The organism is Trinickia diaoshuihuensis, assembly GCF_003390925.1.
Classification (GTDB): Bacteria; Pseudomonadota; Gammaproteobacteria; order Burkholderiales; family Burkholderiaceae; genus Trinickia; species Trinickia diaoshuihuensis.
The window spans coordinates 1-21,839 of record NZ_QUBS01000013.1; the positions used below are offsets into that span (position 1 = coordinate 1).

The following is a 21,839-nucleotide window of genomic DNA, read 5'->3' on the forward strand; positions in this document are numbered from 1 at the left end:
GCGTTTCATCACGGCGGGCAGCGTGGACGACGGCAAGAGCACGCTGATCGGGCGCTTGCTGTACGACAGCCGCGCCGTGCTCTCCGATCAGCTCTCGGCGCTCTCGCGCGCGAAGAACAAGCGCACGGTGGGCGAGGACATCGATCTGTCGCTGCTCACGGACGGCTTGGAAGCCGAGCGCGAGCAAGGCATCACGATCGACGTGGCCTATCGCTATTTCGCCACGGCGCGGCGCAAGTTCATCATCGCCGATACGCCGGGGCACGAGCAGTACACGCGCAACATGGTGACGGGCGCGTCCACGGCGCACGCGGCGATCATCCTCGTCGATGCGACGCGCGTGACGAAGACGGACGACGGCCAGACGGTGCTATTGCCGCAGACCAAGCGCCATAGCGCGATCGTGAAGCTGCTCGGCTTGCAGCACGTGATCGTGGCGATCAACAAGATGGACTTGGTCGAGTACAGCGAGACGCGCTTCAACGAGATTCGCGATGCCTACGTGGAGTTGGCTCGCCAATTAGGCATTGCGGGCGTGCGCTTCGTGCCGGTATCGGCGCTCAAGGGCGACAACATCGTGCAGGCGAGCGAGCGGATGCCGTGGTATGCGGGCGAGCCGCTGCTCGACGTGCTCGAAGCGCTGCCCGTTGCGCAGCCCACGGGCGAGGCGCTGCGCTTCCCGGTGCAGTGGGTGGCGCGTCAGGACGGCTCGAGCGCGGACGACTTCCGCGGCTACATGGGCCGAGTCGAAGCGGGCGAGGTGCGCGTGGGCGATGCGATCGTCGTGTTGCCGGCGGCGCGCGAGGCGACGGTGGCCGAAATCATTGCTCCGGTGCCGGGCGGCACGGCGCAAGTGGATCGCGCGTTCGCGGGCCAGACGGTGACGATCCGCTTGGCGCAGGACGTGGACGTCTCGCGCGGCGACACGTTCGTGGCGGTGCAAGCGGCGCCGCAGCCGGCCAAGAAACTGGAGGCCGATCTGTGCTGGTTCGACGACGAGCCGCTTTCCACGCAGCGTAAATATCTGCTCAAGCAGACGACTAATACGGTATTCGCGCGGATCGGTTCTATACAACGGGTTCTCGATGTCCATACCCTATCGACGATGAGCGGCATACGCGACTTGAAAATGAACGATATCGGGCGCGTTACGGTAATGCTGCAAAAGCCCATCGTCTGCGACACCTATGATGCACAGCCGGCGACGGGCGCCTTCGTGCTCATCGACGAAGCCACGCACCATACGGTAGCGGCGGGCATGATTCGTACGACCGCTGAATAGAATGTATTGCTGAAACTGAAATAATGAGTGTGGGCATTTCGCCACGTTAAACAAAAAGTTCATAAAGGTGCCGTGGAAATCGGCAAAAATTCGCCCCGGCGCTATAGGGGCCGCTACCAATTCAACAAAGACCACTCAAGAGAAATGATGAACAAACGTATTCTTGTGGCTGCCGTGCTCGGCAGCATCGGTGTCGCGGCGCACGCGCAAAGCAGCGTTACGCTGTACGGCTTGATCGATGCCGGCGTGAGCTACGTCAATCACGCGGGTACCAACTCGAAGAGCCTGTACAAGTACGACGACGGCGTCGCGCAAGGCAGCCGTTGGGGCATCAAGGGCAGCGAAGATCTGGGCGGCGGCCTGAAGGCGATCTTCACGTTGGAAAACGGCTTCAACAGCGGCAACGGTACGCTGGGCCAAAACAGCCGTGAATTCGGCCGTCAAGCTTTCGTCGGCCTCACGAAGGACGGCATGGGCTCGGTGACGTTCGGCCGCCAGTACTCGCTGTCGACCGACGTGCTCGGCAACTACACGACCGGTAGCAACACGGTCGCCGGCAACTATGCCTACCACATCAACGACATCGACCAACTGACGTCGAGCCGCATCGATAACTCGGTCAAGTTCCAAAGCGCGAACTTCGCGGGCTTCACGTTCGGTGCGTTGTACGGCTTCTCGAACCAAGCCGGCGCGTTCGCCGGTGCCCCGGGTACGGGCAGCGGCGCGACGGCGGTGGCCGGTTCGGCTCGCACGTACAGCTTCGGCTTGAACTACGCGGCTGGCCCGATCGGTGTCGGCGCCGCTTACACGGACATCCGTTTCCCGAGCCAGCAAGCGGGTGTGCCGACGACGATCTCGAACCAATCGCCGATCGGCGCGAACAACATCAAGGAACTGCGCACGTTCGGCCTCGGCGCGCGCTACCTGATGGGTCCGGCGGCATTCTGGGCATCGTGGACGAACACGCGTCTGGTCCAATTGCCGGGCACGGGCCCCTCGAACCTCGTGTTCGACGCCTATGAAGCGGGCGGCAAGTACTCGTTCACGCCGGCCCTGACGGCTGGTTTGGGCTATACGTATATGCACTTGTCCGACGCAGCCTCGGGTCACTTCAACCAGGTGGATCTGAGCCTCGACTACGCGCTGAGCAAGCGTACGGACGTCTACGTCCTCGGCGTGTACCAAAATGCTTCGGGCACCAACGGCACGACGCCGCTGCAAGCGCAAATCGGCGACTCGACGAGCTACTTCGGCCCGTCGGGCAACAACTCGCAATCGCAAGTTGCCGCGCGCGTGGGCATTCGTCATAAGTTCTAATGATGTGGCGCGGCAGGCGGCGTGCGCGGCCTGGCCGATGCAGTAAAAAAGGGGCGCCTCGTGCGCCCCCTTTTTTTCAATGCGAATCCGTTATTTGCTGAGTTCGTAGCCGACAACGCCCCCGGCTACCGCACCGCCCACCGTCCCGAGCGTGCTGCCGTGCGTCAGTTTATTACCCGCGACGCCGCCGACGGCTGCACCACCCAGCGTGCATCCGCTCAGAAGCGCGAGCATCGCCGCGCCGGTTATGCAAGCCAACCTTAGTCGTCCTGATCGTTTCATGATGATGTCTCCCATCGGCTCGACCTAGCGCGTCGACGCTCGAGCGAGCCCCATGCAAGGTTGCAAAACGCATACAAGCGGCACGCAAGGTTCATGCCGGGCGGCAATCACGCAGCCCGATGGGCGACTTCGTTCAGGGCGGCGAAATCGAGAATCCGCACTTCCTTCCCGTGTACCTCAATGATTCCTTGCTTTTGAAAACGCGATAGTGTTCGGCTGACCGTTTCCAGCTTAAGGCCGAGGAAGCTGCCCGTTTCCTCGCGCGTCATCCGTAACACGAATGCGCTCGGCGAATAGGATCGAGCCTGCCAGCGGCTCGACAGATCGGGCAAAAATGCGGCGACGCGCTCGTCGGCCGTCATCGTGCCGAGCAGCATCATCGAGTTGCTCTCGCGTACGAGTTCCGCGCTGAGCATGCGAAACACATGGTGCTGGACGGCCTTGACCTCGCGCGTGAGCAATTCCAATAGATCGAACGGCATCACGCAGACGCTGCTGTCTTCGAGCGCGATCACGTCGCTTGCGTAGTGATCTTCCGCGATGCCGTCGACGCCGAGCGATTCCCCCGAAACGTAAAAGCCCGTCACCTGCTCGCGACCGTCGGCGAGTAGCGTCACTTTCTTGAACGAACCCGTGCGGACGGCATATAAATTAGTGAACACGTCGCCGAACCGGTACAGCGCTTCGCCCTTCTTCACATGGCGATAGCCCAGCACGAGGTCTTCCATTTGCTGCGAGCAGGCGAGCTCGTCTGGGTTCACGGCGCATACGGGGCGCAGCGCGCAACTCTTGCAGGAGGACGAAGTACCGCCCAAGGCCGAGCGAGGACGCACCTCGATGGACGCGATCGCCCCGGTTGCCGAGTTGGCTGCGTTGTGTTTGCTATCCCGGTCGCTAGTCCCGAACATTCCTATTCTCCTGTTGCATCGATCGACGTGGTTAGCTTCTTTTGTTGCGGCCACTTTGTCACGCATATGCGGCGCGGCCAACGGTCGCATAGCCCGGCGCCATGCGGGGCGGGACGTCAAAACGCATGATCCAAATCAAGTCGATATGCTTAACCCTCTGTTGTAATTACGCGGTTTTGGCGATCGGATCGGGGTCCTGACTTCTCGCCGCCGTATATCGTCGTGTCCCTCGGAGACGATCACGTGATGCTCAAAAGAAAAATCGCCGCTGTGGTATTGACCGCACTCATCGGCGTGACCGCTCGCGCGCAAGACGCGCAACCCGAGCGGGCGCCCGACACCATGCAAGCCCGCGTGCTGGCGTGCGCCGCCTGCCACGGTGCGCAAGGCCAAGGCACCGACAACGACTACTTTCCTCGCTTGGCGGGCAAGCCGGCCGGATACTTGTACAACCAGCTCGCCGCGTTCCGCGACGGCCGGCGTCAGTACCCGCCGATGAACTACCTGCTGGCCTACTTGCCCGACGCCTACCTGCATCGCATCGCCGAGTACTTCGCGGCGCAACGTCCGCCCTACCCGGCCGCCGTCACCGCGGCCGTATCGGCGCCGTTGCTGGCCCGCGGGGAACAACTCGTCAAATCGGGCGATCCGGGCAAGCGCATTCCAGCCTGCGCCGCTTGCCATGGCGCCGCGCTTACCGGCATGGAGCCGGCCGTTCCCGGGCTGCTTGGGTTGCACGCCGATTACATCAGCGCGCAACTGGGCGCTTGGCGCTACGGCACGCGCAAATCGTTAGCGCCCGATTGCATGCATGAAGTCGCTTCGCGTTTGACGAACGACGACATCACCGCCGTTGCCGCGTGGCTCGCGGCATCGCCGGGGGCCGCCAACGCCGCGTTCGCCCCGGCGGGAAGCTTGAAGATGCCGCTGCGTTGCGGCAGCGAACCGCAATGACGGAGTCTTTCGTGCCAGCCATTCATTCTCTTTCACGCACCCTCGCGCGCGTGGGCGCGGGCCTCGTCCTTGCCGCATCGAGCGCGCTCGCGCTCGCTCAAGGGCCCAGTTCGGACATCGTCAGGCAAGGCGAGTACCTCGCACGCGCCGGCGATTGCATCGCCTGTCATACGCAATCCACCGGCAAACTGTTCGCCGGCGGCCGGCCGATGCCGACGCCGTTCGGCACGCTGTATTCGCCGAACATCACGCCCGATAACGAGACGGGGATCGGCACATGGACGGCCGACGAGTTCTACCGGATGATGCATTCCGGCCGCTCGCGCGACGGCTCGCTGCTGTACCCCGCCATGCCCTACGGCGCATATACGAAGGTCACGCGCGCCGACTCCGACGCGATCTTCGCCTACCTGCGCTCCGTGCCGCCCGTGCATCAGCCGAACCGGCCGCACGAGCTGCGCTTCCCGTATAACAACCGCGAACTCCTGCTCGGCTGGCGCACGCTCTATTTCCGCGAAGGCGAGTATCAGGCCGACCCCATGCGCTCGGTCGAATGGAACCGCGGCGCCTATCTGGTTCAAGGACTCGGCCATTGCTCGATGTGCCACACGGCGATCAACGCGCTCGGCGGCAGTTCGGAGTCGAAGGCGTTCGAGGGCGGTTTGATCCCGATGCAAGACTGGTACGCGCCTTCGCTCACGTCGAACAAGGAGGCGGGCCTCGGCGATTGGAGCATTACCGATATCGCCGACCTACTGCAAAAAGGCACGTCCAAGCGGGGCGCCGTCTATGGACCGATGGCCGAGGTCGTCTACGACAGCTTGCAATATTTGTCCGATGACGACGTGAAGGCGATGGCGGTTTACCTGAAGTCGTTGCCGCAGCACGGCGGCGCCGACACGGCGAACGGCAAGAGCGCCGTCTCCGGCGAGGAGCGCAATCTGCTCGCGCAACTCGGCTCGAAGATTTACGACGCCCAATGCGCGAGTTGCCACGGTAAGCACGGCGAGGGCAAATTGCCCGACTTTCCGCCGCTCGCGAACAATCAGTCGATCCAAATGACCTCGGCCGTCAATCCGATCCGGATGGTGCTCAACGGCGGATACGCGCCGGGCACCGCGAAGAACCCCTCGCCCTACGGCATGCCGCCGTTCGCCCAGTCGCTCTCCGATGACGAAGTGGCGGCGGTGGTCACGTTCATCCGCACGGCCTGGGGCAATCACGGCACGCCCGTGACGGCGAAAGACGCGAACGCGCTGCGCTCGGCGCCGCTTTATTGAATCGAGGACGTTATGAATCCGAACAACGAGGCGCATGAAAGCGCCAACGATCCCGAGACCCAGCGGGTGGATGACATCGTGCGCTCGGGGCCGGCCGGGGCCATCGCCGTAGCCGGCATCGCGACGGCCATCGTCGTCGCGCTCTGGTTCGCGTTTTACTTCCTGGTCTTTTTGCCGCGCGGCGTCATTCACTGAGCGAGCGACATGTCGAACACTCCTTCTTCCAGCCACGCCGACAGCGCCGCGGTCGCGGCGCGCGTCGAGCGCAAATGGGCGGCGCTCGTCGTTGCCATCATCGTGTTGCTCGTTGCGATGGTCGTCTACACCGGACTGCACTGGGCGATGATGCCGCCCTCGCGCGTCGAGACGGTCGATCCGACGACGCTGCACGTATCGGGCGAATTCATCGAAAGCAATTTGGGCAGCGCCGTGGAGACCGACGGCTCCGTGACCGTGCGCATCGTCGCGCAGCAATACTCCTTCACGCCGCAATGCATCGTCGTGCCGGCGAATACGCCGATCACGTTTCGCGTGACGAGCGCCGACGTCGTGCACGGCTTTTTGATCGCCGATACGAATATCAATTCCATGGTCGAGCCCGGGTACGTCTCGACCTTCAAGACGAGTTTTGCGGCGAGCGGCGAACACCTGATGCCGTGCCACGAATACTGCGGCACGGGCCACGAAGGCATGTGGGCGCACGTCAAGGTGCTCGATCGCGCCGCATTCGATACGCTCGCGGCCAACGCGCGGAGGCTTAGCTGTGCTCAATAACAAACGACTCGTACTGGCCCATTTCTGGTTCGCGTTCGCCACGTTCGGCGTCGCACTGTTGCTGGGCGCCTGGCAAATGTACGTGCGCAGTCCCATGCATGCATGGCTGCAGCAGCCCGAACTCTATTACCGTTCGGTCACGGCGCACGGCTCGGTCATGGGCTATGTGTTCCCCACGCTGATCGCGATGGGCTTCGGCTACGCGATCAGCGAGATGTCGCTCGATCAGCCGCTCGTCGGCAAGCGCTGGGCGTGGCTCGGATGGTGGCTCGTCGCCGTGGGATCGGTCATGGCGGTGATTCCCGTCGCGCTCGGCCGCGCCTCGGTGCTCTATACGTTCTATCCGCCGATGGTCGGCCACGCGTTTTACTACATCGGAGTCGTGCTCGTCGTCGTGGGCTCGTGGATCTGGGTCGCGCTGATGTCGATCAATCTGCGTACCTGGAAACGGGCGAACCCCGGTAAGCCTGTGCCGCTCGCGATGTTCGCCAACGTGGCCGGGTCGTATCTTTGGGCTTGGACGGCCGTCGGCGCCGCGATCGAGATCCTCTTTCAGATCCTGCCGGTCGCGCTCGGACTCAAATCGACGATCGACTCCGGCCTCGCGCGCGTGTTCTTCTCGTGGACACTGCACGCCATCGTGTATTTCTGGCTGATGCCCGCGTACATCGCCTACTACACGCTCGTGCCGCGCGCCGTCGGCGGGCGCCTTTACAGCGATGCGATGGCGCGCATCTCGTTCATCATGTTCCTCGTGATCGCGATGCCGATCGGCATTCACCACTTGTTCGCGGATCCGCAAGTCGGTTCGGGCTTCAAGTTCCTGCAATCGGTATTTACGGCGCTCGTTTCGGTGCCGACGCTGTTGACCGTTTTCACGATCTGCGCGTCGGTCGAGATTGCGGGACGCTTGCGCGGCGGGCGCGGCCCGTTCGGTTGGCTGCGCGTGCTGCCCTGGCATGAGCCGATGATGCTGGCCGTTGCGTTCTCGTTCGTCATGCTCGGTTTCGGCGGCGCCGGCGGGCTCATCAATATGAGCTACCAGCTCGACTCGACGATCCACAATACGCAGTGGATCACAGGACACTTCCATCTGATCTTCGGCGGCGCCATCGTGATCATGTACTTCGCGATCGCCTATGAGTTGTGGCCGCAACTCACGGGCCGCGCACTCAAGAGCGTGAAGCTCATACGTTGGCAACTGTGGCTGTGGTTCATCGGCATGATCGTGACGACGTTCCCGTGGCATTACGCCGGGATTCTCGGCATGCCGCGACGGATGGCCTACTTCGACTACAGCAATCCGGCGATCGCGCCCGAGGCCATCACCGTCGATATGTCGCTCGTCGGCGCGCTGATTCTCGTCGTCTCCGGCATCTTGTTCTTCATCGTGCTCGCGCGCGGTCATCGCGGGCAACCGAGCGCACAGCCGAAATTCCAGTTCGCCACGGCCGTGCACCCGCCCGCGAAGCTGCCGGTCGCGCTCAACAGTTTCGGTCTGTGGGTCGCGCTGATGATCGCACTGACCGTGGTGAACTACGGCTACCCGATCGCGCAATTGATCGCGCTCAATCAAACGTCGGTGCCGGCGATCTACATGGGAGGCGCGCGATGAGCAACGAACGCCTATTCTCGCTGCGCAATCGCTGGTTTACCGTCAGCGTGGGCCTGACCGCCGGCGTGGCCATCGTGTCGATTCTGATCGGCTTCGTTTGGCTGCCTTCGGTCCAGACCGATTCGCAATTCGCGGGCATTTGGAACGCGATCTGCAGCGCCGCCGGCGTGCCGCAGCAGTGGTTTGTCTCGACGCCCGTCACGTCGCGCGTGAAAACGAGCGACGTGGTCGTCACGCCTTCGACGTTCGCGCACGGCGATCCGCTTTCGATCGGGCGCGGCGCCACGCTTGCGCTGCGCTGCTCGATGTGCCACGGCCCGCAGGGCATCAGCCAAGCGAATTCGCCGAATCTGGCCGGTCAGTACGAAACCGTGATCTACAAGCAGCTCAAGGATTTCCGCAGCGGCGCGCGGACGAACGCGGTGATGAGCCCGATGGTCGGGACGTTGTCCGAGCAAGACATGCGCGACCTCGCGGCGTACTACGCGAGCCTGCCCAAGCTCGTCGGCTATCACCCGGCGAGCCAGCCGGTGCCCCAGATCGTCGCCTCGGGCTCGCCGATGCGCAACATTGCACCGTGCGCGTCGTGCCACGGCGCGGCCGATCACAAGGCCGGCGCGCCTTGGCTCGAAGGCGAGCCGGTGGCCTATGTCCGAGCGCAGTTGCAAGGGTTCGCGACGGGCGATCGTCATAACGATATCGGCGAGCAGATGCGCAACGTGGCCAGGCAGATGACGCCGGCCGAGATCGACGCGGCCGCCCGTTATTATTCGAGCCAGCCCTAACGGCGAGCCCTGAGGGCGAGCCGTTAAATCATCGACGAAGCCTTGACCATCATGGCGAGCGCGATGACTGCGGCGAAGGCGGCGAAGCCGCGCTGGATGTGGCTGCCGCTCAAGCGCCGGGCGATGAGGCGCCCGCCGAGCATGCCCGCGACGGCGCCGCCCGTAAACGGCAGCGCCGCGGCCCACGCCATATGGCCGCTGACGCTCGAGGCCACGACGCCGGACATCGACACGAACGCGATCACGGCGAGCGAAGTTGCCACGATGCCCTCGATTGGAATGTCCGAGATACGGCGCAGCGCCGGGACGATGACGAATCCGCCGCCCACGCCGAGCAATCCCGACAGCAGTCCCGCGAGCGCGCCGGAAAGGGCGAGCGCGCGAGCGCAAGGCAGCGTCCACGCCAGCTTGCCGCGCACTTCGTCGAGGCGGCACGCGGCCTGCGCATTGCGCTCGGGGCCCCTCGCCCGTGCGCCGGCGCGCTGCTGCAAAAACATGCGAACCGCGACATAGAACAGCACGAGCGCGAATAGCAGCATGAGCGGCGCATTCGGCACCCGGCGCGCGAGCCATAGACCGAGCGGCGAGACGACGGCCCCGGCGCCGGCCATCAGTGTCGCGGCTTTGTAGCGCACGCGCCCTTCCCGTAACGCGAGCAACGCGCCGAGCGCCGCGGCGATGCCGACCGCGGCCAAGCCGATCGGCCCGGCCGTCGCGACATCGAGCTTGAGCCCGAACACGAGCAGCGGCACGGCGACGATGCCGCCGCCCGCGCCCGTCAGCGCGAGAATGACGCCAACGAGCGCGCCGAGCGACGCGCTGATGACAAAGGGTTCCGTCATAGCCGGGCCTGCACCGTCAAGCGCTCGTGTTGGTAAACCACTCGCGCGCCTTGAGCATGCCGTTCCAGTAGAACCACGGCAGCAGTTTCGCCTTGAGCAGCCAGCCGAACGTGCTGGGCCGCGTGGGGTCCAGCGGAAACGTCGGCAAGAGCTTGCCGCCGTAGCCGAATTCGGCGAGCACCACCTTGCCGCGTTCCACTGTCAGCGGACAGGCGCCATAGCCGTCGTAACGGCGCGGCATCGAGCGCCCCGCGCGCATCGCGAGCAAATTCTCGGCGACGACGACCGCTTGCTTGCGGGCGGCGGCGGCCGTTTTGGCGTTCGGCGCGGAGCAGACGTCGCCGAGCGCGAACACGTTCGCATAGCGCGGATGCTGCAATGTGGCATGATCGACTTCGCACCAGCCGGCCGCGTCGGCGAGCCGGCTGTCACGAATGAAATCGGGCGCAACTTGCGGCGGAACGACGTGAATCATCTCGAACGGTTTGGTCACGCGCGAGACGACGCCGTCGGCGTTCGTCACGTCGAAGTGCGCGACCTTACCCGGGCCGTCGACCGCGACGAGGTTCGAGCTGAAGGCGAGATTGGCGCTGTAGCGCGTCACGTATTTCATCAGCGCCGGCACGAAGGCGGCCACCCCGAACAAGACGGCGCCCGCCGTATTGAATTCCACGTTGATACGATCGAGCACGCCCGAGCGCCGCCAGTGATCGCATGCGAGGTACATCGCCTTTTGCGGGGCGCCCGCGCATTTGATCGGCATCGCCGGTTGCGTGAACAGTGCGGAGCCGCTCTGAATCGACCGTACCAGTTCCCACGTATAGGGCGCCAAGTCGTAACGATAGTTCGAGGTCACCCCATATTTGCCGAGCGCTTGCTCGAGGCCTTCGATGCGCTCCCAGGCGAGCCGCAGCCCGGGCGCGACGACGAGATCGCGATACGGCAACGTCTGCCCGTTATCGAGCCGCAAGCAATTGTCCTCGGGCTCGATGCGGGTCACGGTCGCACGGATCCACGTCACGCCTTCGGGGATGACCTCGCTCATCGGCCGGCGCGTGCGTCCGATATCGAACAGCCCGCCGCCGACGAGCGTCCATGCCGGTTGGTAATCGTGCGTGTCGCGCGGGTCGACGACGGCGATTTTCAGGCCGCTTTGACGACGCAGCAGGCTCGCCGTTACGGCGATGCCGGCCGAGCCGCCGCCGACCACGACGACGTCGAACGTGCTGTCCCAGGTGCAAGCGGGCGCGGATTGTATTGCCATCAGCGAGACCTCCCGATCAGGTGCGTGCGGCAAGGCGCCGCGTGAAAAGCGAATGAAGCGCCATGCCCGCGAGCATCGCGAGAAAGAAGAGCCAAGCCTTGGATTGGCCGCTCGAGGCCGCGACGAGCGCGGGACCGGGACAAAAGCCCGCGAGTCCCCAGCCGATGCCGAATATCGCGCTGCCGACCATGAGCGGGCGATCGAGCCGGGTGGCCGCGGGCCATGAGATCGGCGCGCCAAAGAGGGTCTTGCCGCGGCGGCGCGCAACCGCGAATGCCGCTGCGCCTACGGCGACCGCCCCACCCATCACGAGCGCGAGCGAAGGGTCCCAGCGGCCGGTTATATCGAGAAAGCCGAGCACCTTCGCAGGATCGGCCATGCGAGAGACGATGAGGCCGAGGCCGAAGAGCAAGCCGGCGGCAAACGCGGACACAGCAAGCATGTTAGAGGTGCCTCAGAACGAATACGGTTAGGAAGCCGAACGACATGAACGTCGCGGTGGCGGCGAACGAGCGCTTCGAGCCGCGCGAGATGCCGCACACGCCGTGACCGCTCGTGCAACCCGATCCATACCGCGTGCCGAAACCGACCAACAGCCCCGCCGCGATCAGCATGGGATTCGATGCCGCGACGACGATCTCGGGCATCGGCGCAAAAAGCCGCCATAGCCACGGTGCGGCGGCGAGCCCCGCCAGAAACATAAGCGGCGTGGCGCGATCGGCCGGGGTCGTATCGATCAAACGCCCAAGCATGCCGCTGATGCCCGCGATACGGCCGCCCAGCAACACAAAGAGCCCCGCGGCCGCGCCGATCATGAGCCCGCCCGCCAAAGCGGCGCCGGGCGTGAAGTGCAGCGTGTCGATGCTCATACGCTCCCGCCTTTGGCCTTGCCGCAAAACAATTCCGACAACGTCTGCATGATGCGCACGACTTCATGGCTCGCGAGGCTGTAGTAGATGTACTTGCCATCCCGCCGGGCGGCCACGAGCCCTTCTTCGCGCAACACGCCCAGATGCTGCGAAAGGCTCGGCTGGCGCAGCCCGACGCTCGCCTCGAGTTCGCCGACGTTGTGCTCGCCCGAGGTGAGTTGGCACAGCAGCAACAAGCGGTCCTCGTGCGCCATCGCTTTGAGCAGCGCGCAGCATTGCGCCGCCGATTCGCGCAATGCTTCCGAGAGAGGTGAACTAAGCTGGTCTTGCATGTGCGCCGCACCTTACCTAACAATATGTTGACCAACATTATATGAATGTATATATTGTTAGGCAACACCCAGTTTGACCCGAGGCATGACGATGCATCTGTGCGTAGAGCCGTTCTTCGATCCCGCGACATCCACTTTCACCTACGTCGTGCACGCGGGTGATGGAACGCAGGCGGCCATCATCGATTCGGTGTTGGATTACGACCCGAAGTCGGGCCGTACGTGCACGCAGTCGGCCGATCGCGTGATCGCATTCGTCAGCGAGCACGGCTTGCAGGTGCAATGGATCCTCGAAACGCACGCGCATGCCGACCATCTCTCGGCCGCGCAGTATTTGAAGGCTCGGCTAGGCGGCACGATCGGCATCGGCGAGCACATTCGCACCGTTCAGCATAAGTTCAAGAGCGTGTTCAACTTGGGGGCAGATCTTGCCGAAGACGGCGCGCAATTCGGCCATCTGTTCGCCGACGATGAACGGTTCTCGATCGGCGCATTGCAGGCGCGTGCCATCCACGTGCCCGGCCATACGCCGGCCGATATGGCATATCAGGTGGGCGATGCCGTGTTCGTCGGCGACACGCTGTTCATGCCCGATGTGGGTTCGGCGCGCTGCGATTTCCCGGGCGGCGATGCCCACCTTCTCTACCGCTCGGTGCAAAAACTGCTGTCGCTGCCCCCGAGCACGCGCTTGTTCATGTGCCACGACTATCCGCCCGCCACGCGCGAGCCGCGATGCGAAACCACCGTCGAGGAAGAGCGGCGCGCGAACGTCCATTTGCATGAGGGCATATCCGAACGCGAATTCGTCGATATGCGGACCGCGCGCGATCGCACGCTCTCGATGCCCGTGCTGATTCTGCCCGCCGTGCAGGTCAATATTCGCGCGGGCGATATGCCGCCGCCCGAATCGAACGGCGTGCGCTATCTGAAGATTCCTTTGAACGCGCTATGACGCGCCCTGCCCGTACGCGCTTCAGATAGAACCATTGCTGACATGCATCAAGTTCGCGGGGCTCGCGCGCTCGATAATGATCGAGAATCGGCGTGAGGCCGAGACCCGTTACGAGAAAGAACATGTCAGCTTATCCGCAGCCTCGCTGCGACGTGCCGGGCGGCGGCGAGCACACCGGCATGGCGTGCTTGACCGATATCGAATGGTCGGAGGCGTTGATTCGCCGCTTCGACACCGCGGGCCCGCGCTATACGTCCTATCCCACCGCCGATCGCTTCGCTCCCGAGTTCGACGAGGCGGCCTATCGCGGCCATCTGGCCGAACGGGCCCAGGCGAGCGCGAAGCCGCCGCTTTCGATTTACGTGCATTTACCGTTTTGCGAGTCGCTCTGCTACTTCTGCGCGTGCAACAAGATCATTACGCGCGATCACAGCCGTTCGGCTGAATACCTCGGCTATCTGCTGCGCGAGATCGCGATGGTCGCGCCCGAGATGGGCGGCGAACGGCACGTTTCGCAACTGCATCTCGGTGGCGGCACGCCGACCTTTTTCACGCTCGCCGAACTCGCGCGTCTGACCGATACGTTGCGTCGTCACCTCGATTTCGCCCCCAACGCCGAGCTGAGCGTCGAGATCGATCCGCGCACGGTCACGGCCGATACGCTTTCGGAATTGGGTGCGTTGGGCTTTAATCGGACGAGTTTTGGCGTGCAGGATTTCGATCCGGCCGTGCAGCAAGCCGTCAATCGGATTCAGCCGCTCGCCATGGTCGAACGCGCCCTCGGCGCGAGCCGCGATGCGGGGTTCGAGTCGATCAACGTCGACCTCATTTACGGTTTGCCGCGGCAAACGGTCGCAAGCTTCGACCGCACGCTCGACGAGGTCGTACGGCTCGCACCCGATCGCATCGCGCTGTACAACTACGCGCATCTGCCGAGCCGGTTCAAGGCGCAGCGGCTGATCGACGCGAGCGAGTTGCCGCGCGCCGAGGACCGCCTGCGCATCTTCATGCGCGCGACGCAGCGCTTGCTCGATGCGGGCTACGTCTATATCGGCCTCGATCATTTCGCGAAGCCCGATGACGAACTGAGCCGGGCGCTGCGCGCGGGCAGTCTGCACCGGAACTTCCAGGGATATACGACCAAGGCCGAATGCGATCTCGTGGGCTTCGGCGTATCGGCAATCGGCAAGATCGGGCGCAGCTATTGTCAATCGACGCGCTCGGTGAAGACTTATTACGAGCGTTTGGACGAGGGCAAACTGCCGGTCGAACGCGGGCTGACGTTGTCGGCCGACGACGTCCTTCGCCGCGAGATCGTGATGACGTTGATGTGCAGCATGCCGCTGCAATATCGTGCGATCGAGGCCCGGCACGATATCGAATTCGCGCGCTACTTCGAGGACGAGCTTCGCGCGCTGGCGCCGCTTGTCGAAGCCGAGCTAGTCGAAATGAACGAGGAAGGCATTCGCATCTTGCCGAAGGGACGCTTGTTCGTCCGTGCTTGTGCAATGATGTTCGATCAATACCTCGGACGACCGAGCGCGGCTTCGTATTCGAAATTGATCTAAAGCACCCTTCTTGACCCAGGTTAAGGTCCGCGCGCGCGGCTCGCTCCACACTGTCGCGTACTTCGATCGTGTTGAGGATGTCCTGTGTCAGTGCCGAAGGCTGGTTTCGAACCCCTGCATATCAAGGGCAAAACGCTGTTGCCCATCGTGCAGGGCGGAATGGGGGTGGGCGTGTCCGCGCATCGCTTAGCGGGTACCGTCGCCTCGCTCGGCGCGCTCGGCACGATATCGAGCGTCGATTTGCGGCGGCATCATCCCGATCTGATGGCGAAGACGGCGCGTTCGCGCGACCGGGCGCTCATCGACTCGATCAATCTCGAAGCGCTCCAACGCGAAGTGCAAGCCGCGCTCGAGCTTTCGAAGGGCAACGGCGCCGTGGCCGTGAACGTGATGCGGGCCGTGTCCGCCTATGCCGACTATGTGCGCTGCGCATGCGAGAGCGGTGCCCATGCCGTCGTCGTCGGAGCCGGGTTGCCGCTCGATTTGCCCGAACTCACGAGCGACCATCCCAATGTCGCGTTGATTCCCATCTTGTCGGATGCGCGCGGCATCGGCCTCGTGCTCAAGAAGTGGATGCGCAAGCAACGGCTGCCCGATGCCGTCGTCATCGAAAACCCGCGCTATGCGGCGGGACATCTGGGCGCGCCGACGCTCGAGGGCGTCGTCAATCCGAATTTCGCATTCCCCGAAGTCATCCAGGGGACGCTGACGCTGTTCAGGGAACTCGGCCTCGAGCGCGAAAAGATTCCGCTTATCGCCGCGGGCGGCATCCATACGCATGAGCAAGTTCGAGAGCTCATCGCGCTGGGCGCGACCGCGGTTCAATTGGGCACGCCGTTCGCCGTGACCGAAGAGGGCGACGCGCATCCGAATTTCAAGAAGGTGCTCGTCGAAGCCGCACCAGACGATATCGTCACCTTCATGAGCGTGGCCGGGCTTCCGGCCCGCGCCGTACGCACGCCGTGGCTGGCCGACTACCTCGAGAAGGAAGCGAAGCTGCAGCGCGTGGCCAGGCCGCGCAAATGCACGGTCGGCTTCGATTGCCTGCAGCAATGCGGGCTGCGCGACGGCATCGCCAAGCAAGGTCAATTCTGTATCGACCAGCGGCTCGCCTATGCGCTGGAGGGCGACGTCAAACGGGGACTCTTCTTCCGTGGATCGGAGGCGCTGCCGTTCGGGAAGCGGATCCGTCCGGCGCGCGAATTGATCGAATACATGCTGACCGGAACGATGGTGGAGCACGAGAGTGCCCCGGCGGGTCCGTCCGGCGATGAATCGCCTTGCTCGCACTCGATAGGCGCGCGCTTTCATGAGGCGGCATAAGCCGGCCGATGACATTTCAACGATGAACGATCGCTCCGCAACGATGGAACTGGTGTGCCCGGCGGGGAGCTTGCCCGCCTTGAAAAGCGCGGTCGACAACGGCGCCGATTGCGTCTACCTCGGGTTTCGCGACGCGACCAACGCGCGCAACTTCGCGGGCTTGAACTTCGACGCGGCGTCGATCGCGAGCGGCATCGATTATGCGCACGCACGCGGCAGCAAGGTATTTCTCGCGCTCAATACCTACCCCCAGCCGGCGGCTTGGCCCGTGTGGCGAGCCGCCGTCGATCGCGCGGCGGCGGCCGGAATCGATGCGGTGATCATGGCCGACCCGGGTCTGATGCGCTATGCGCGCGAACGCCACCCCGATTTGCGCCTGCATTTATCGGTGCAAGGCTCGGCGACGAACTACGAAGCCATCAACTTTTATCAAACGCGCTTCGGCATCGCACGCGCGGTGTTGCCTCGGGTGCTTTCGCTGACGCAGGTCGAGCACGTGACTGTAAACACGACGGTCGAACTCGAAGTGTTCGGTTTCGGCAGTCTGTGCGTGATGGTCGAGGGCCGTTGCGCCTTGTCGTCGTACGTCACCGGCGAATCGCCGAATACCCATGGCGTTTGCTCGCCGGCCAAGCACGTGCGGTGGCAAAAAACGCCGCAAGGCTTGGAGTCGCGCCTGAACGGCGTGCTGATCGACCGCTACGCCGACGACGAAAACGCGGGATATCCGACTTTGTGCAAGGGCCGTTTCGACGTGAGCGACGAAAGCTATTACGCGATCGAGGAGCCCACGAGCCTGAATACGCTCGAATTGCTGCCGCGTTTGATGGCGATGGGCGTGCGCGCGGTCAAGATCGAAGGGCGCCAGCGCAGCCCCGCTTACGTGGCGCAAGTGACGCGCGTCTGGCGCGAGGCCATCGACCAGTGCCTAGCCAACGCGCAGCGCTATAGCGTCAAGCCCGCGTGGATGAGCGCCCTCGATCAGGTAGCGGAGGGGCAACAGCACACGCTCGGTGCTTACCACCGTCCATGGAAATGACGCGGCGCGGCCGTGCGGGCCGCGCGCCGGAGTGCATTCAGTGAAGATAGCGATAGGTCCGATCCATTACTACTGGTCGCGCGTTGCGGCGCTGCGGTTTTACGAGGCGATGAGTCGCACGAGCGCCGACATCGTTTATCTGGGAGAGACCGTTTGCGCGCGCCGTCACGAGCTGCGGCCGGCCGATTGGATGGATATCGCCGAGATGCTGACCGACGCCGGCAAGCAAGTCGTGCTTTCGACGCAGATTTTGCTCGAATCGGGCAAGGATGTCGCGACGATGAAAGCGGTGGCGGGCAACGGTCATTATTGGGTCGAGGCGAACGACATGGGCGCCGCGCACTGCACGAACGGCGGGGCATTCGTGGCGGGTCCCTGGCTGAACGTCTACAACGAACCCACGCTGCAAGTGCTGGCGGACGCGGGCGCCAAGCGCTGGGTGGCGCCGCTCGAAATGAGCGCCGATGCGCTGGCGCGCATGCAGGCCGAGCGTCCGGCGGGCCTGGAGACCGAGGTGTTCGCCTATGGGCGCATGCCGCTCGCGTTTTCGGCGCGATGCTTTACCGCGCGCAATCGAAACTTGCCGCGCGAGAATTGCCAGTACGTCTGCCTCGAACATCCCGACGGACTCACGCTGCGCACGCGCGAGGGCGAGCCGTTTCTCGTGCTCAACGGTGTGTCGATCCAATCGGCGCGCGTCTATAACGTCATCGATTCGGTCGATACGTTCAAGCGCCTCGGCGTCGATGTGCTGCGCCTGAGCCCGCAATCGACAGCGATGAGCGAGATCGTAGAGATCTTCCGGGATGCCGTCGACGAGCGCACGACCGGAACCGAAGCGCTCGAGCGCATGGAGCGCCTCATGCCCGAGTCGCGCTGCGACGGCTACTGGTACGGCATGCCGGGGCTCGCCCAGCATGAGCAGACATGGGTGGAGCGATGAGGGAGCGTGCATGAGCCGGGTTGCCTTTGAAGTGCCTGCATTGATTCGGGGGGTGTTGTCGAAACTGCCCGCCTATCCGGGGTCGTTCTTGTTTACGAGCGGTTTGAACTTCGTATTGAAGCCGTATTGGGCCGGCGATACGTTGCGGCATCTCGAAGGGCGCACGCTGCGTATAGAGGTACGCGATGCCGGCGTATCCTTTGATTTCGCTTGCAAGGACGGGATTTTTCATGCCGCCAAGCATGAAGGCGAGGTGGCGCTCACGATCAGTGCGAGCGCCTATGACTTCGTCCAATTGGCACGCCGAACGCAAGACCCGGACACGCTTTTCTTCAGCCGCCGCTTGACGATGGAAGGCGATACCGAACTTGGCTTGCTCGTGAAGAATTCGCTCGATGCGATTGATTTGTCGACGCTGCTTAGTGATCGTCTCGCGCCGCTCGCGCTGGCCGGGTGGATGCGCGCCGGTGGGCCAGCCAAAACGACTAAATAGGTTTTTGTCCAAAAATTGATCGTCATACCTGACGTATCTGAAGGTACTTAGGAGCATTCCGAAAGAAACGTTTTCGCGTGTTCCCGTTGTTTGACGCACTGTTTCGAGACGGTTAGTTTCCGCTTATTCATTCAGCGATCGATTACGAATCGAATGTAATCGGCCGGCGGTTACTGCGCGTAACGACGCGCCTCCTGCGAGAGAACGAGTCTTGAACTATCCGAACTTGCCGCGCGCGTCGATGGGACCGTTGCCTTCGCAAAGGCACCGCTCCATCCGCCTCAAGTGGAGCGAACAACAAGAACAATTCGAGCAGGTGCTGTTTCCACAACGGGTCGACATACGTGAGACGTTGTGCGGTGGAGTGCAAGGCAGCATTGCCTGCGTTTCGACGAGCGCCGGCATGCCCCTCGATACTTTTATCGGTTTGCCGGTGCAGGTGCAACTCGTGACGGACCGAGGCGGCTTGCACCCGATCTGCGGCATCGTCGTCGATGCGCTTGAAGGTGAGTCGGATGGCTCGCTGGCCACTTATCAGTTGTTTATCCGTGACGCGCTATCCATATTGGAACGGCGCTTCAATACGCGCATCTTTCGGCAAAAGAGTGTGCTCGACGTCGTCCAAACGCTCGTCTGGGAATGGCGAAGTAATAGCTCGGTACTCGGCGGCGCCTTCCACTTGGATATATCGAATGTCGATGCGGCAAGGTTTCCCGGTCGAGAACAGACCGTGCAATTCGACGAATCGGATGCCGCGTTCATTCGTCGTTTATGCCGGCGCGAAGGGATCGGGTGGTTCGTGCGGGCGGGTAAGCCCGGGCAAGCCGACGCCGGCAAGACCGGCGATACGGCTCACACGCTCGTGCTGTACGACAACGCCGTCAAACTGAGGCAGTCGGCGATTGCCTCCATTGCCTACCGGCCCGATGCAACCATTGGAGAACGCGATGCCGTGACGCTGTTGTGCGCGGCGCGGCAGTTGGTACCGGGTTCGATACGGCGTTTCAGTTGGGACCATAAGCCGGCGCGCATGGATCGTATCCAAGGGCGCACGCGCGTCGACCAAGGCAGCGCCGGTAACGATCTCGCGCAGTTGCTGATGGATTCGCGCCTTGATGCGCCGCATATCGCCGATTCATGGGCCGACTATGACCGGATGGGATTGGCGCGTGTGATGTCGCATGGAGCGCGGGCCGCACGCGTGGATGGCGCGAGCGGCGTGCGCGATCTCGCCATCGGCGAATGGGTGGAAATCTCGGGCCATGCGGGCTTGAATCGGCTCACGAATAACGATCGGCGCATTACGATTATCGCCCTGCATCATCGCGCGGAAAACAACCTCCCCAAAGATTTGCACGAACGGGCGCAGTTGCTGTTCGCGGCGAGCCGGTGGGCATTCGACGCGCCTCCCGTCTCGACCGATACGCCCGCAAGGCCGAGCGTCTTCGGGGATTCGGCGCAAAGCCGATACGAGAACACGTTCAGCGGCGTGCCACGCGCGCTGCCGTTGACGCCTACTTACGATCCTCACGTCGATCTTCCGCGAGTCCATCCGATCGTCGGCGTCGTGGTCACGCCCGAGGCGGAGGAAGTGCACTGCGACGAGTACGGACGAATCAATGTCCAATTGCAGGGACTCGACGCCGCGGATCACGAACACGCGGGCGGGATGGGCACGAGCGGCAAGCATGGCGATAGCGCGTGGGTACGGGTGATGACGGGGCTTGCCGGCGACAGCTTCGGTGAAAACTGGTTACCGCGCAAAGGGATGGAGGTACTGCTCGATTTTCTGTCGGGCGATCCGGACAAGATGTATGTGGCCGGGGTATTCCATAACGGGCCGAATAGACCCGCGGCGTTCAGCAATACCGGGTCACTGCCGGGCAATCGCTATGTGTCGGGCAACAAGACCCGCGAAGTGAAGGGCGAACGGTATAACCAACTGCGGTTCGACGACACGCCCTCGCAAATCAGCGTGCAACTCGCGAGTCAGCACGCAACCAGTGAGCTGAATCTCGGCTATCTGACCCATCCGCGCAATAACGGTCATGGGCAGCTTCGGGGGGAGGGCGCGGAGCTTCGTACGGATGCGGCCGCGGCGTTGCGCGCGGCGCAAGGGATCTTGCTGACGACGTATGCGCGCGCGCAGGCGAGCGGTAATCACCTCGATCGAGAGGAACTTATCCAGTTGCTCGGCGAGTGTACGGACCTCTGCGGGTCGCTCGGAAACTACGCGGGACAGCATGGCGGGCAGCCGATGGATACCGCGGGGCAGCGCGCCGCGGCCAGTGCGCTTAAAGCGTGGCAAGCCCCGGGCGGCGAGCCGCTGATGGCGTTCGGCGCACAGGCCGGAGCAGTCAATGTCACGCCTAAAACGCATGTTACGTATGCCGGCGAGAACATCGATCAGGTGGCGCAAAAGCATGTGCAGGTAACGAGCGGGCAGCGGATCAACTTGCAAGCCGGCCATGGCGTGGCGATGTTCGCGCACGCGCGGGACGTTACCGCGGTTGCTAACCAAGGCAACGTGAAATTGCAAAGCCAAGCCGGCGACACGCAGGTCGATTCGGCGAAGAACCTTCAAATGACGGCGGCGGGCGGCAAGCTCTCGGGGATGGCAAGCGATCAGGTGGTGTTCGTGACGTCGGGCGGGGCCTATCTGAAGCTACAGGGCGGCGATATCGAGTTGGGATGTCCGGGGGCTTTCACAGTGAAAGCGGCGACGCATACCTGGACGGGGCCCGCCAGTATGAGTATCGACATGCCGAGGTTCGATCATGCGCCCCTGGGGCGGGTACCCAAACTTGTACGGGCAACGGATGGACAGCCTGCCTCGGGATTCGATGCCGTGGTGGGAAAGGTCTCCGGCGAACTGCCGAGCCAAAAAACCGACGACGCGGGCAAGCTTACTCCGATCAAGAGCGATCAATTCGAATCGGTGGCCGTGCAGTTCGTCAAGAAAAACGTCTGAGCGTCACGTGAGAACTTATTCCGATATGAGCGACCCATCTCCGGAC

At 63.3% G+C, this 21,839-nt stretch carries 22 protein-coding genes; 15 read left to right on the top strand and 7 right to left on the bottom strand.

The features are described from left to right. A partial coding sequence (locus tag DXT59_RS02015; RefSeq protein ID WP_116135273.1) for a sulfate adenylyltransferase subunit 1 occupies positions 1 to 1,282 on the top strand: 1,282 nt, incomplete at its 5' end. 147 nt (positions 1,283 to 1,429) lie between these two features. Next, positions 1,430 to 2,599: a porin gene (locus tag DXT59_RS02020; RefSeq protein ID WP_116135320.1), complete on the top strand. Its 1,170-nt coding sequence runs from the start codon at positions 1,430 to 1,432 to the stop codon at positions 2,597 to 2,599. 90 nt (positions 2,600 to 2,689) lie between these two features. Here the strand turns inward: DXT59_RS02020 and DXT59_RS02025 are convergent, their stop codons facing one another. Then, the gene (locus tag DXT59_RS02025) at positions 2,690 to 2,881 is read right to left on the bottom strand and encodes a glycine zipper 2TM domain-containing protein (protein ID WP_240324362.1); all 192 of its coding nucleotides are present in this window, start codon (positions 2,879 to 2,881) and stop codon (positions 2,690 to 2,692) included. 107 nt (positions 2,882 to 2,988) lie between these two features. Next, complete coding sequence (locus DXT59_RS02030; protein WP_162877907.1) at positions 2,989 to 3,789, bottom strand: helix-turn-helix domain-containing protein; 801 nt, start codon at positions 3,787 to 3,789, stop codon at positions 2,989 to 2,991. Between the two features lie 246 nt (positions 3,790 to 4,035). Between DXT59_RS02030 and DXT59_RS02035 the strand changes: the two genes are divergently transcribed. Genes DXT59_RS02035 through DXT59_RS02060 form a run of 6 tightly spaced genes read left to right on the top strand, consistent with a single transcriptional unit; the run spans position 4,036 to position 9,197 of the window. Continuing rightward, positions 4,036 to 4,743 (top strand): c-type cytochrome, encoded by a 708-nt coding sequence (locus DXT59_RS02035; protein WP_116135275.1) that lies wholly within the window; start codon positions 4,036 to 4,038, stop codon positions 4,741 to 4,743. Further along, a complete protein-coding gene (locus tag DXT59_RS02040; RefSeq protein WP_116135276.1) occupies positions 4,740 to 6,023 on the top strand; it encodes a c-type cytochrome in 1,284 nt (427 codons plus the stop codon). Before DXT59_RS02035 ends, DXT59_RS02040 begins: the two co-directional genes overlap by 4 nt. Before the next feature lie 12 nt (positions 6,024 to 6,035). After that, positions 6,036 to 6,218 carry a hypothetical protein gene (locus DXT59_RS02045; RefSeq protein ID WP_116135277.1) on the top strand — a complete coding sequence of 61 codons (183 nt, stop codon included), beginning with the start codon at positions 6,036 to 6,038 and terminating at the stop codon, positions 6,216 to 6,218. A gap of 9 nt (positions 6,219 to 6,227) precedes the next feature. Then, positions 6,228 to 6,797, top strand: a complete 570-nt coding sequence (locus DXT59_RS02050; RefSeq protein ID WP_116135278.1) for a cupredoxin domain-containing protein — start codon at positions 6,228 to 6,230, stop codon at positions 6,795 to 6,797. Continuing rightward, on the top strand, positions 6,787 to 8,412 hold the full coding sequence (locus DXT59_RS02055; RefSeq protein WP_116135279.1) for a b(o/a)3-type cytochrome-c oxidase subunit 1: 1,626 nt from the start codon (positions 6,787 to 6,789) through the stop codon (positions 8,410 to 8,412). Before DXT59_RS02050 ends, DXT59_RS02055 begins: the two co-directional genes overlap by 11 nt. After that, positions 8,409 to 9,197 carry a c-type cytochrome gene (locus tag DXT59_RS02060; protein WP_116135280.1) on the top strand — a complete coding sequence of 263 codons (789 nt, stop codon included), beginning with the start codon at positions 8,409 to 8,411 and terminating at the stop codon, positions 9,195 to 9,197. Before DXT59_RS02055 ends, DXT59_RS02060 begins: the two co-directional genes overlap by 4 nt. A 23-nt stretch (positions 9,198 to 9,220) precedes the next feature. On the opposite strand, the gene DXT59_RS02065 is transcribed toward DXT59_RS02060, so the two are convergent. From DXT59_RS02065 to DXT59_RS02085, 5 genes are read right to left on the bottom strand one after another with little or no spacing between them, the layout of a single operon-like run. Beyond that, positions 9,221 to 10,039, bottom strand: a complete 819-nt coding sequence (locus DXT59_RS02065) for a sulfite exporter TauE/SafE family protein (RefSeq protein ID WP_116135281.1) — start codon at positions 10,037 to 10,039, stop codon at positions 9,221 to 9,223. Between the two features lie 16 nt (positions 10,040 to 10,055). After that, complete coding sequence (locus tag DXT59_RS02070; RefSeq protein ID WP_116135282.1) at positions 10,056 to 11,303, bottom strand: NAD(P)/FAD-dependent oxidoreductase; 1,248 nt, start codon at positions 11,301 to 11,303, stop codon at positions 10,056 to 10,058. 16 nt (positions 11,304 to 11,319) lie between these two features. Next, positions 11,320 to 11,745 (bottom strand): DUF6691 family protein, encoded by a 426-nt coding sequence (locus tag DXT59_RS02075; protein ID WP_116135283.1) that lies wholly within the window; start codon positions 11,743 to 11,745, stop codon positions 11,320 to 11,322. Between the two features lies 1 nt (position 11,746). Next, positions 11,747 to 12,172 (bottom strand): YeeE/YedE family protein, encoded by a 426-nt coding sequence (locus DXT59_RS02080; RefSeq protein ID WP_116135284.1) that lies wholly within the window; start codon positions 12,170 to 12,172, stop codon positions 11,747 to 11,749. Beyond that, positions 12,169 to 12,504, bottom strand: a complete 336-nt coding sequence (locus tag DXT59_RS02085) for an ArsR/SmtB family transcription factor (protein WP_116135285.1) — start codon at positions 12,502 to 12,504, stop codon at positions 12,169 to 12,171. The genes DXT59_RS02080 and DXT59_RS02085 overlap by 4 nt, the downstream gene beginning before the upstream one ends. Positions 12,505 to 12,595: 91 nt before the next feature. Here DXT59_RS02085 and DXT59_RS02090 point away from each other — a divergent pair, with 91 nt between their 5' ends. From DXT59_RS02090 to DXT59_RS02120, 7 genes are all read left to right on the top strand, one after another. Then, positions 12,596 to 13,456 (top strand): MBL fold metallo-hydrolase, encoded by an 861-nt coding sequence (locus DXT59_RS02090; protein WP_116135322.1) that lies wholly within the window; start codon positions 12,596 to 12,598, stop codon positions 13,454 to 13,456. 179 nt (positions 13,457 to 13,635) lie between these two features. After that, on the top strand, positions 13,636 to 15,024 hold the full coding sequence (gene hemN / locus DXT59_RS02095; protein ID WP_240324365.1) for an oxygen-independent coproporphyrinogen III oxidase: 1,389 nt from the start codon (positions 13,636 to 13,638) through the stop codon (positions 15,022 to 15,024). A gap of 84 nt (positions 15,025 to 15,108) precedes the next feature. Beyond that, the gene (locus tag DXT59_RS02100; protein ID WP_116135287.1) at positions 15,109 to 16,347 is read left to right on the top strand and encodes an NAD(P)H-dependent flavin oxidoreductase; all 1,239 of its coding nucleotides are present in this window, start codon (positions 15,109 to 15,111) and stop codon (positions 16,345 to 16,347) included. A 22-nt stretch (positions 16,348 to 16,369) separates the two neighbouring features. Further along, the gene (gene ubiU, locus DXT59_RS02105; protein WP_116135323.1) at positions 16,370 to 17,386 is read left to right on the top strand and encodes a ubiquinone anaerobic biosynthesis protein UbiU; all 1,017 of its coding nucleotides are present in this window, start codon (positions 16,370 to 16,372) and stop codon (positions 17,384 to 17,386) included. A gap of 40 nt (positions 17,387 to 17,426) precedes the next feature. Then, positions 17,427 to 18,329 (top strand): ubiquinone anaerobic biosynthesis protein UbiV, encoded by a 903-nt coding sequence (ubiV, locus tag DXT59_RS02110; protein WP_116135324.1) that lies wholly within the window; start codon positions 17,427 to 17,429, stop codon positions 18,327 to 18,329. A 10-nt stretch (positions 18,330 to 18,339) separates the two neighbouring features. Then, positions 18,340 to 18,822, top strand: a complete 483-nt coding sequence (gene ubiT / locus DXT59_RS02115) for a ubiquinone anaerobic biosynthesis accessory factor UbiT (protein ID WP_116135288.1) — start codon at positions 18,340 to 18,342, stop codon at positions 18,820 to 18,822. Positions 18,823 to 19,063: 241 nt separating this feature from the next. Then, complete coding sequence (locus DXT59_RS02120) at positions 19,064 to 21,793, top strand: type VI secretion system Vgr family protein (RefSeq protein WP_116135325.1); 2,730 nt, start codon at positions 19,064 to 19,066, stop codon at positions 21,791 to 21,793. Positions 21,794 to 21,839 lie beyond the last annotated feature (46 nt).

What these genes read in the sequence shown, in the direction of transcription:
- ubiT (WP_116135288.1), top strand. Translation starts at nt 18,340, where the DNA reads ATGAGCCGGGTTGCCTTTGAAGTGCCTGCATTGATTCGGGGGGTGTTG.
- ubiU (WP_116135323.1), top strand. Translation starts at nt 16,370, where the DNA reads ATGAACGATCGCTCCGCAACGATGGAACTGGTGTGCCCGGCGGGGAGC.
- DXT59_RS02075 (WP_116135283.1), bottom strand. Translation starts at nt 11,745, where the DNA reads ATGCTTGCTGTGTCCGCGTTTGCCGCCGGCTTGCTCTTCGGCCTCGGC.
- hemN (WP_240324365.1), top strand. Translation starts at nt 13,636, where the DNA reads ATGGCGTGCTTGACCGATATCGAATGGTCGGAGGCGTTGATTCGCCGC.
- DXT59_RS02020 (WP_116135320.1), top strand. Translation starts at nt 1,430, where the DNA reads ATGAACAAACGTATTCTTGTGGCTGCCGTGCTCGGCAGCATCGGTGTC.
- DXT59_RS02085 (WP_116135285.1), bottom strand. Translation starts at nt 12,504, where the DNA reads ATGCAAGACCAGCTTAGTTCACCTCTCTCGGAAGCATTGCGCGAATCG.
- DXT59_RS02035 (WP_116135275.1), top strand. Translation starts at nt 4,036, where the DNA reads ATGCTCAAAAGAAAAATCGCCGCTGTGGTATTGACCGCACTCATCGGC.
- DXT59_RS02060 (WP_116135280.1), top strand. Translation starts at nt 8,409, where the DNA reads ATGAGCAACGAACGCCTATTCTCGCTGCGCAATCGCTGGTTTACCGTC.
- DXT59_RS02050 (WP_116135278.1), top strand. Translation starts at nt 6,228, where the DNA reads ATGTCGAACACTCCTTCTTCCAGCCACGCCGACAGCGCCGCGGTCGCG.
- DXT59_RS02040 (WP_116135276.1), top strand. Translation starts at nt 4,740, where the DNA reads ATGACGGAGTCTTTCGTGCCAGCCATTCATTCTCTTTCACGCACCCTC.
- DXT59_RS02080 (WP_116135284.1), bottom strand. Translation starts at nt 12,172, where the DNA reads ATGAGCATCGACACGCTGCACTTCACGCCCGGCGCCGCTTTGGCGGGC.
- DXT59_RS02070 (WP_116135282.1), bottom strand. Translation starts at nt 11,303, where the DNA reads ATGGCAATACAATCCGCGCCCGCTTGCACCTGGGACAGCACGTTCGAC.
- DXT59_RS02120 (WP_116135325.1), top strand. Translation starts at nt 19,064, where the DNA reads ATGGGACCGTTGCCTTCGCAAAGGCACCGCTCCATCCGCCTCAAGTGG.
- DXT59_RS02045 (WP_116135277.1), top strand. Translation starts at nt 6,036, where the DNA reads ATGAATCCGAACAACGAGGCGCATGAAAGCGCCAACGATCCCGAGACC.
- DXT59_RS02025 (WP_240324362.1), bottom strand. Translation starts at nt 2,881, where the DNA reads ATGAAACGATCAGGACGACTAAGGTTGGCTTGCATAACCGGCGCGGCG.
- DXT59_RS02090 (WP_116135322.1), top strand. Translation starts at nt 12,596, where the DNA reads ATGCATCTGTGCGTAGAGCCGTTCTTCGATCCCGCGACATCCACTTTC.
- DXT59_RS02030 (WP_162877907.1), bottom strand. Translation starts at nt 3,789, where the DNA reads ATGTTCGGGACTAGCGACCGGGATAGCAAACACAACGCAGCCAACTCG.
- DXT59_RS02065 (WP_116135281.1), bottom strand. Translation starts at nt 10,039, where the DNA reads ATGACGGAACCCTTTGTCATCAGCGCGTCGCTCGGCGCGCTCGTTGGC.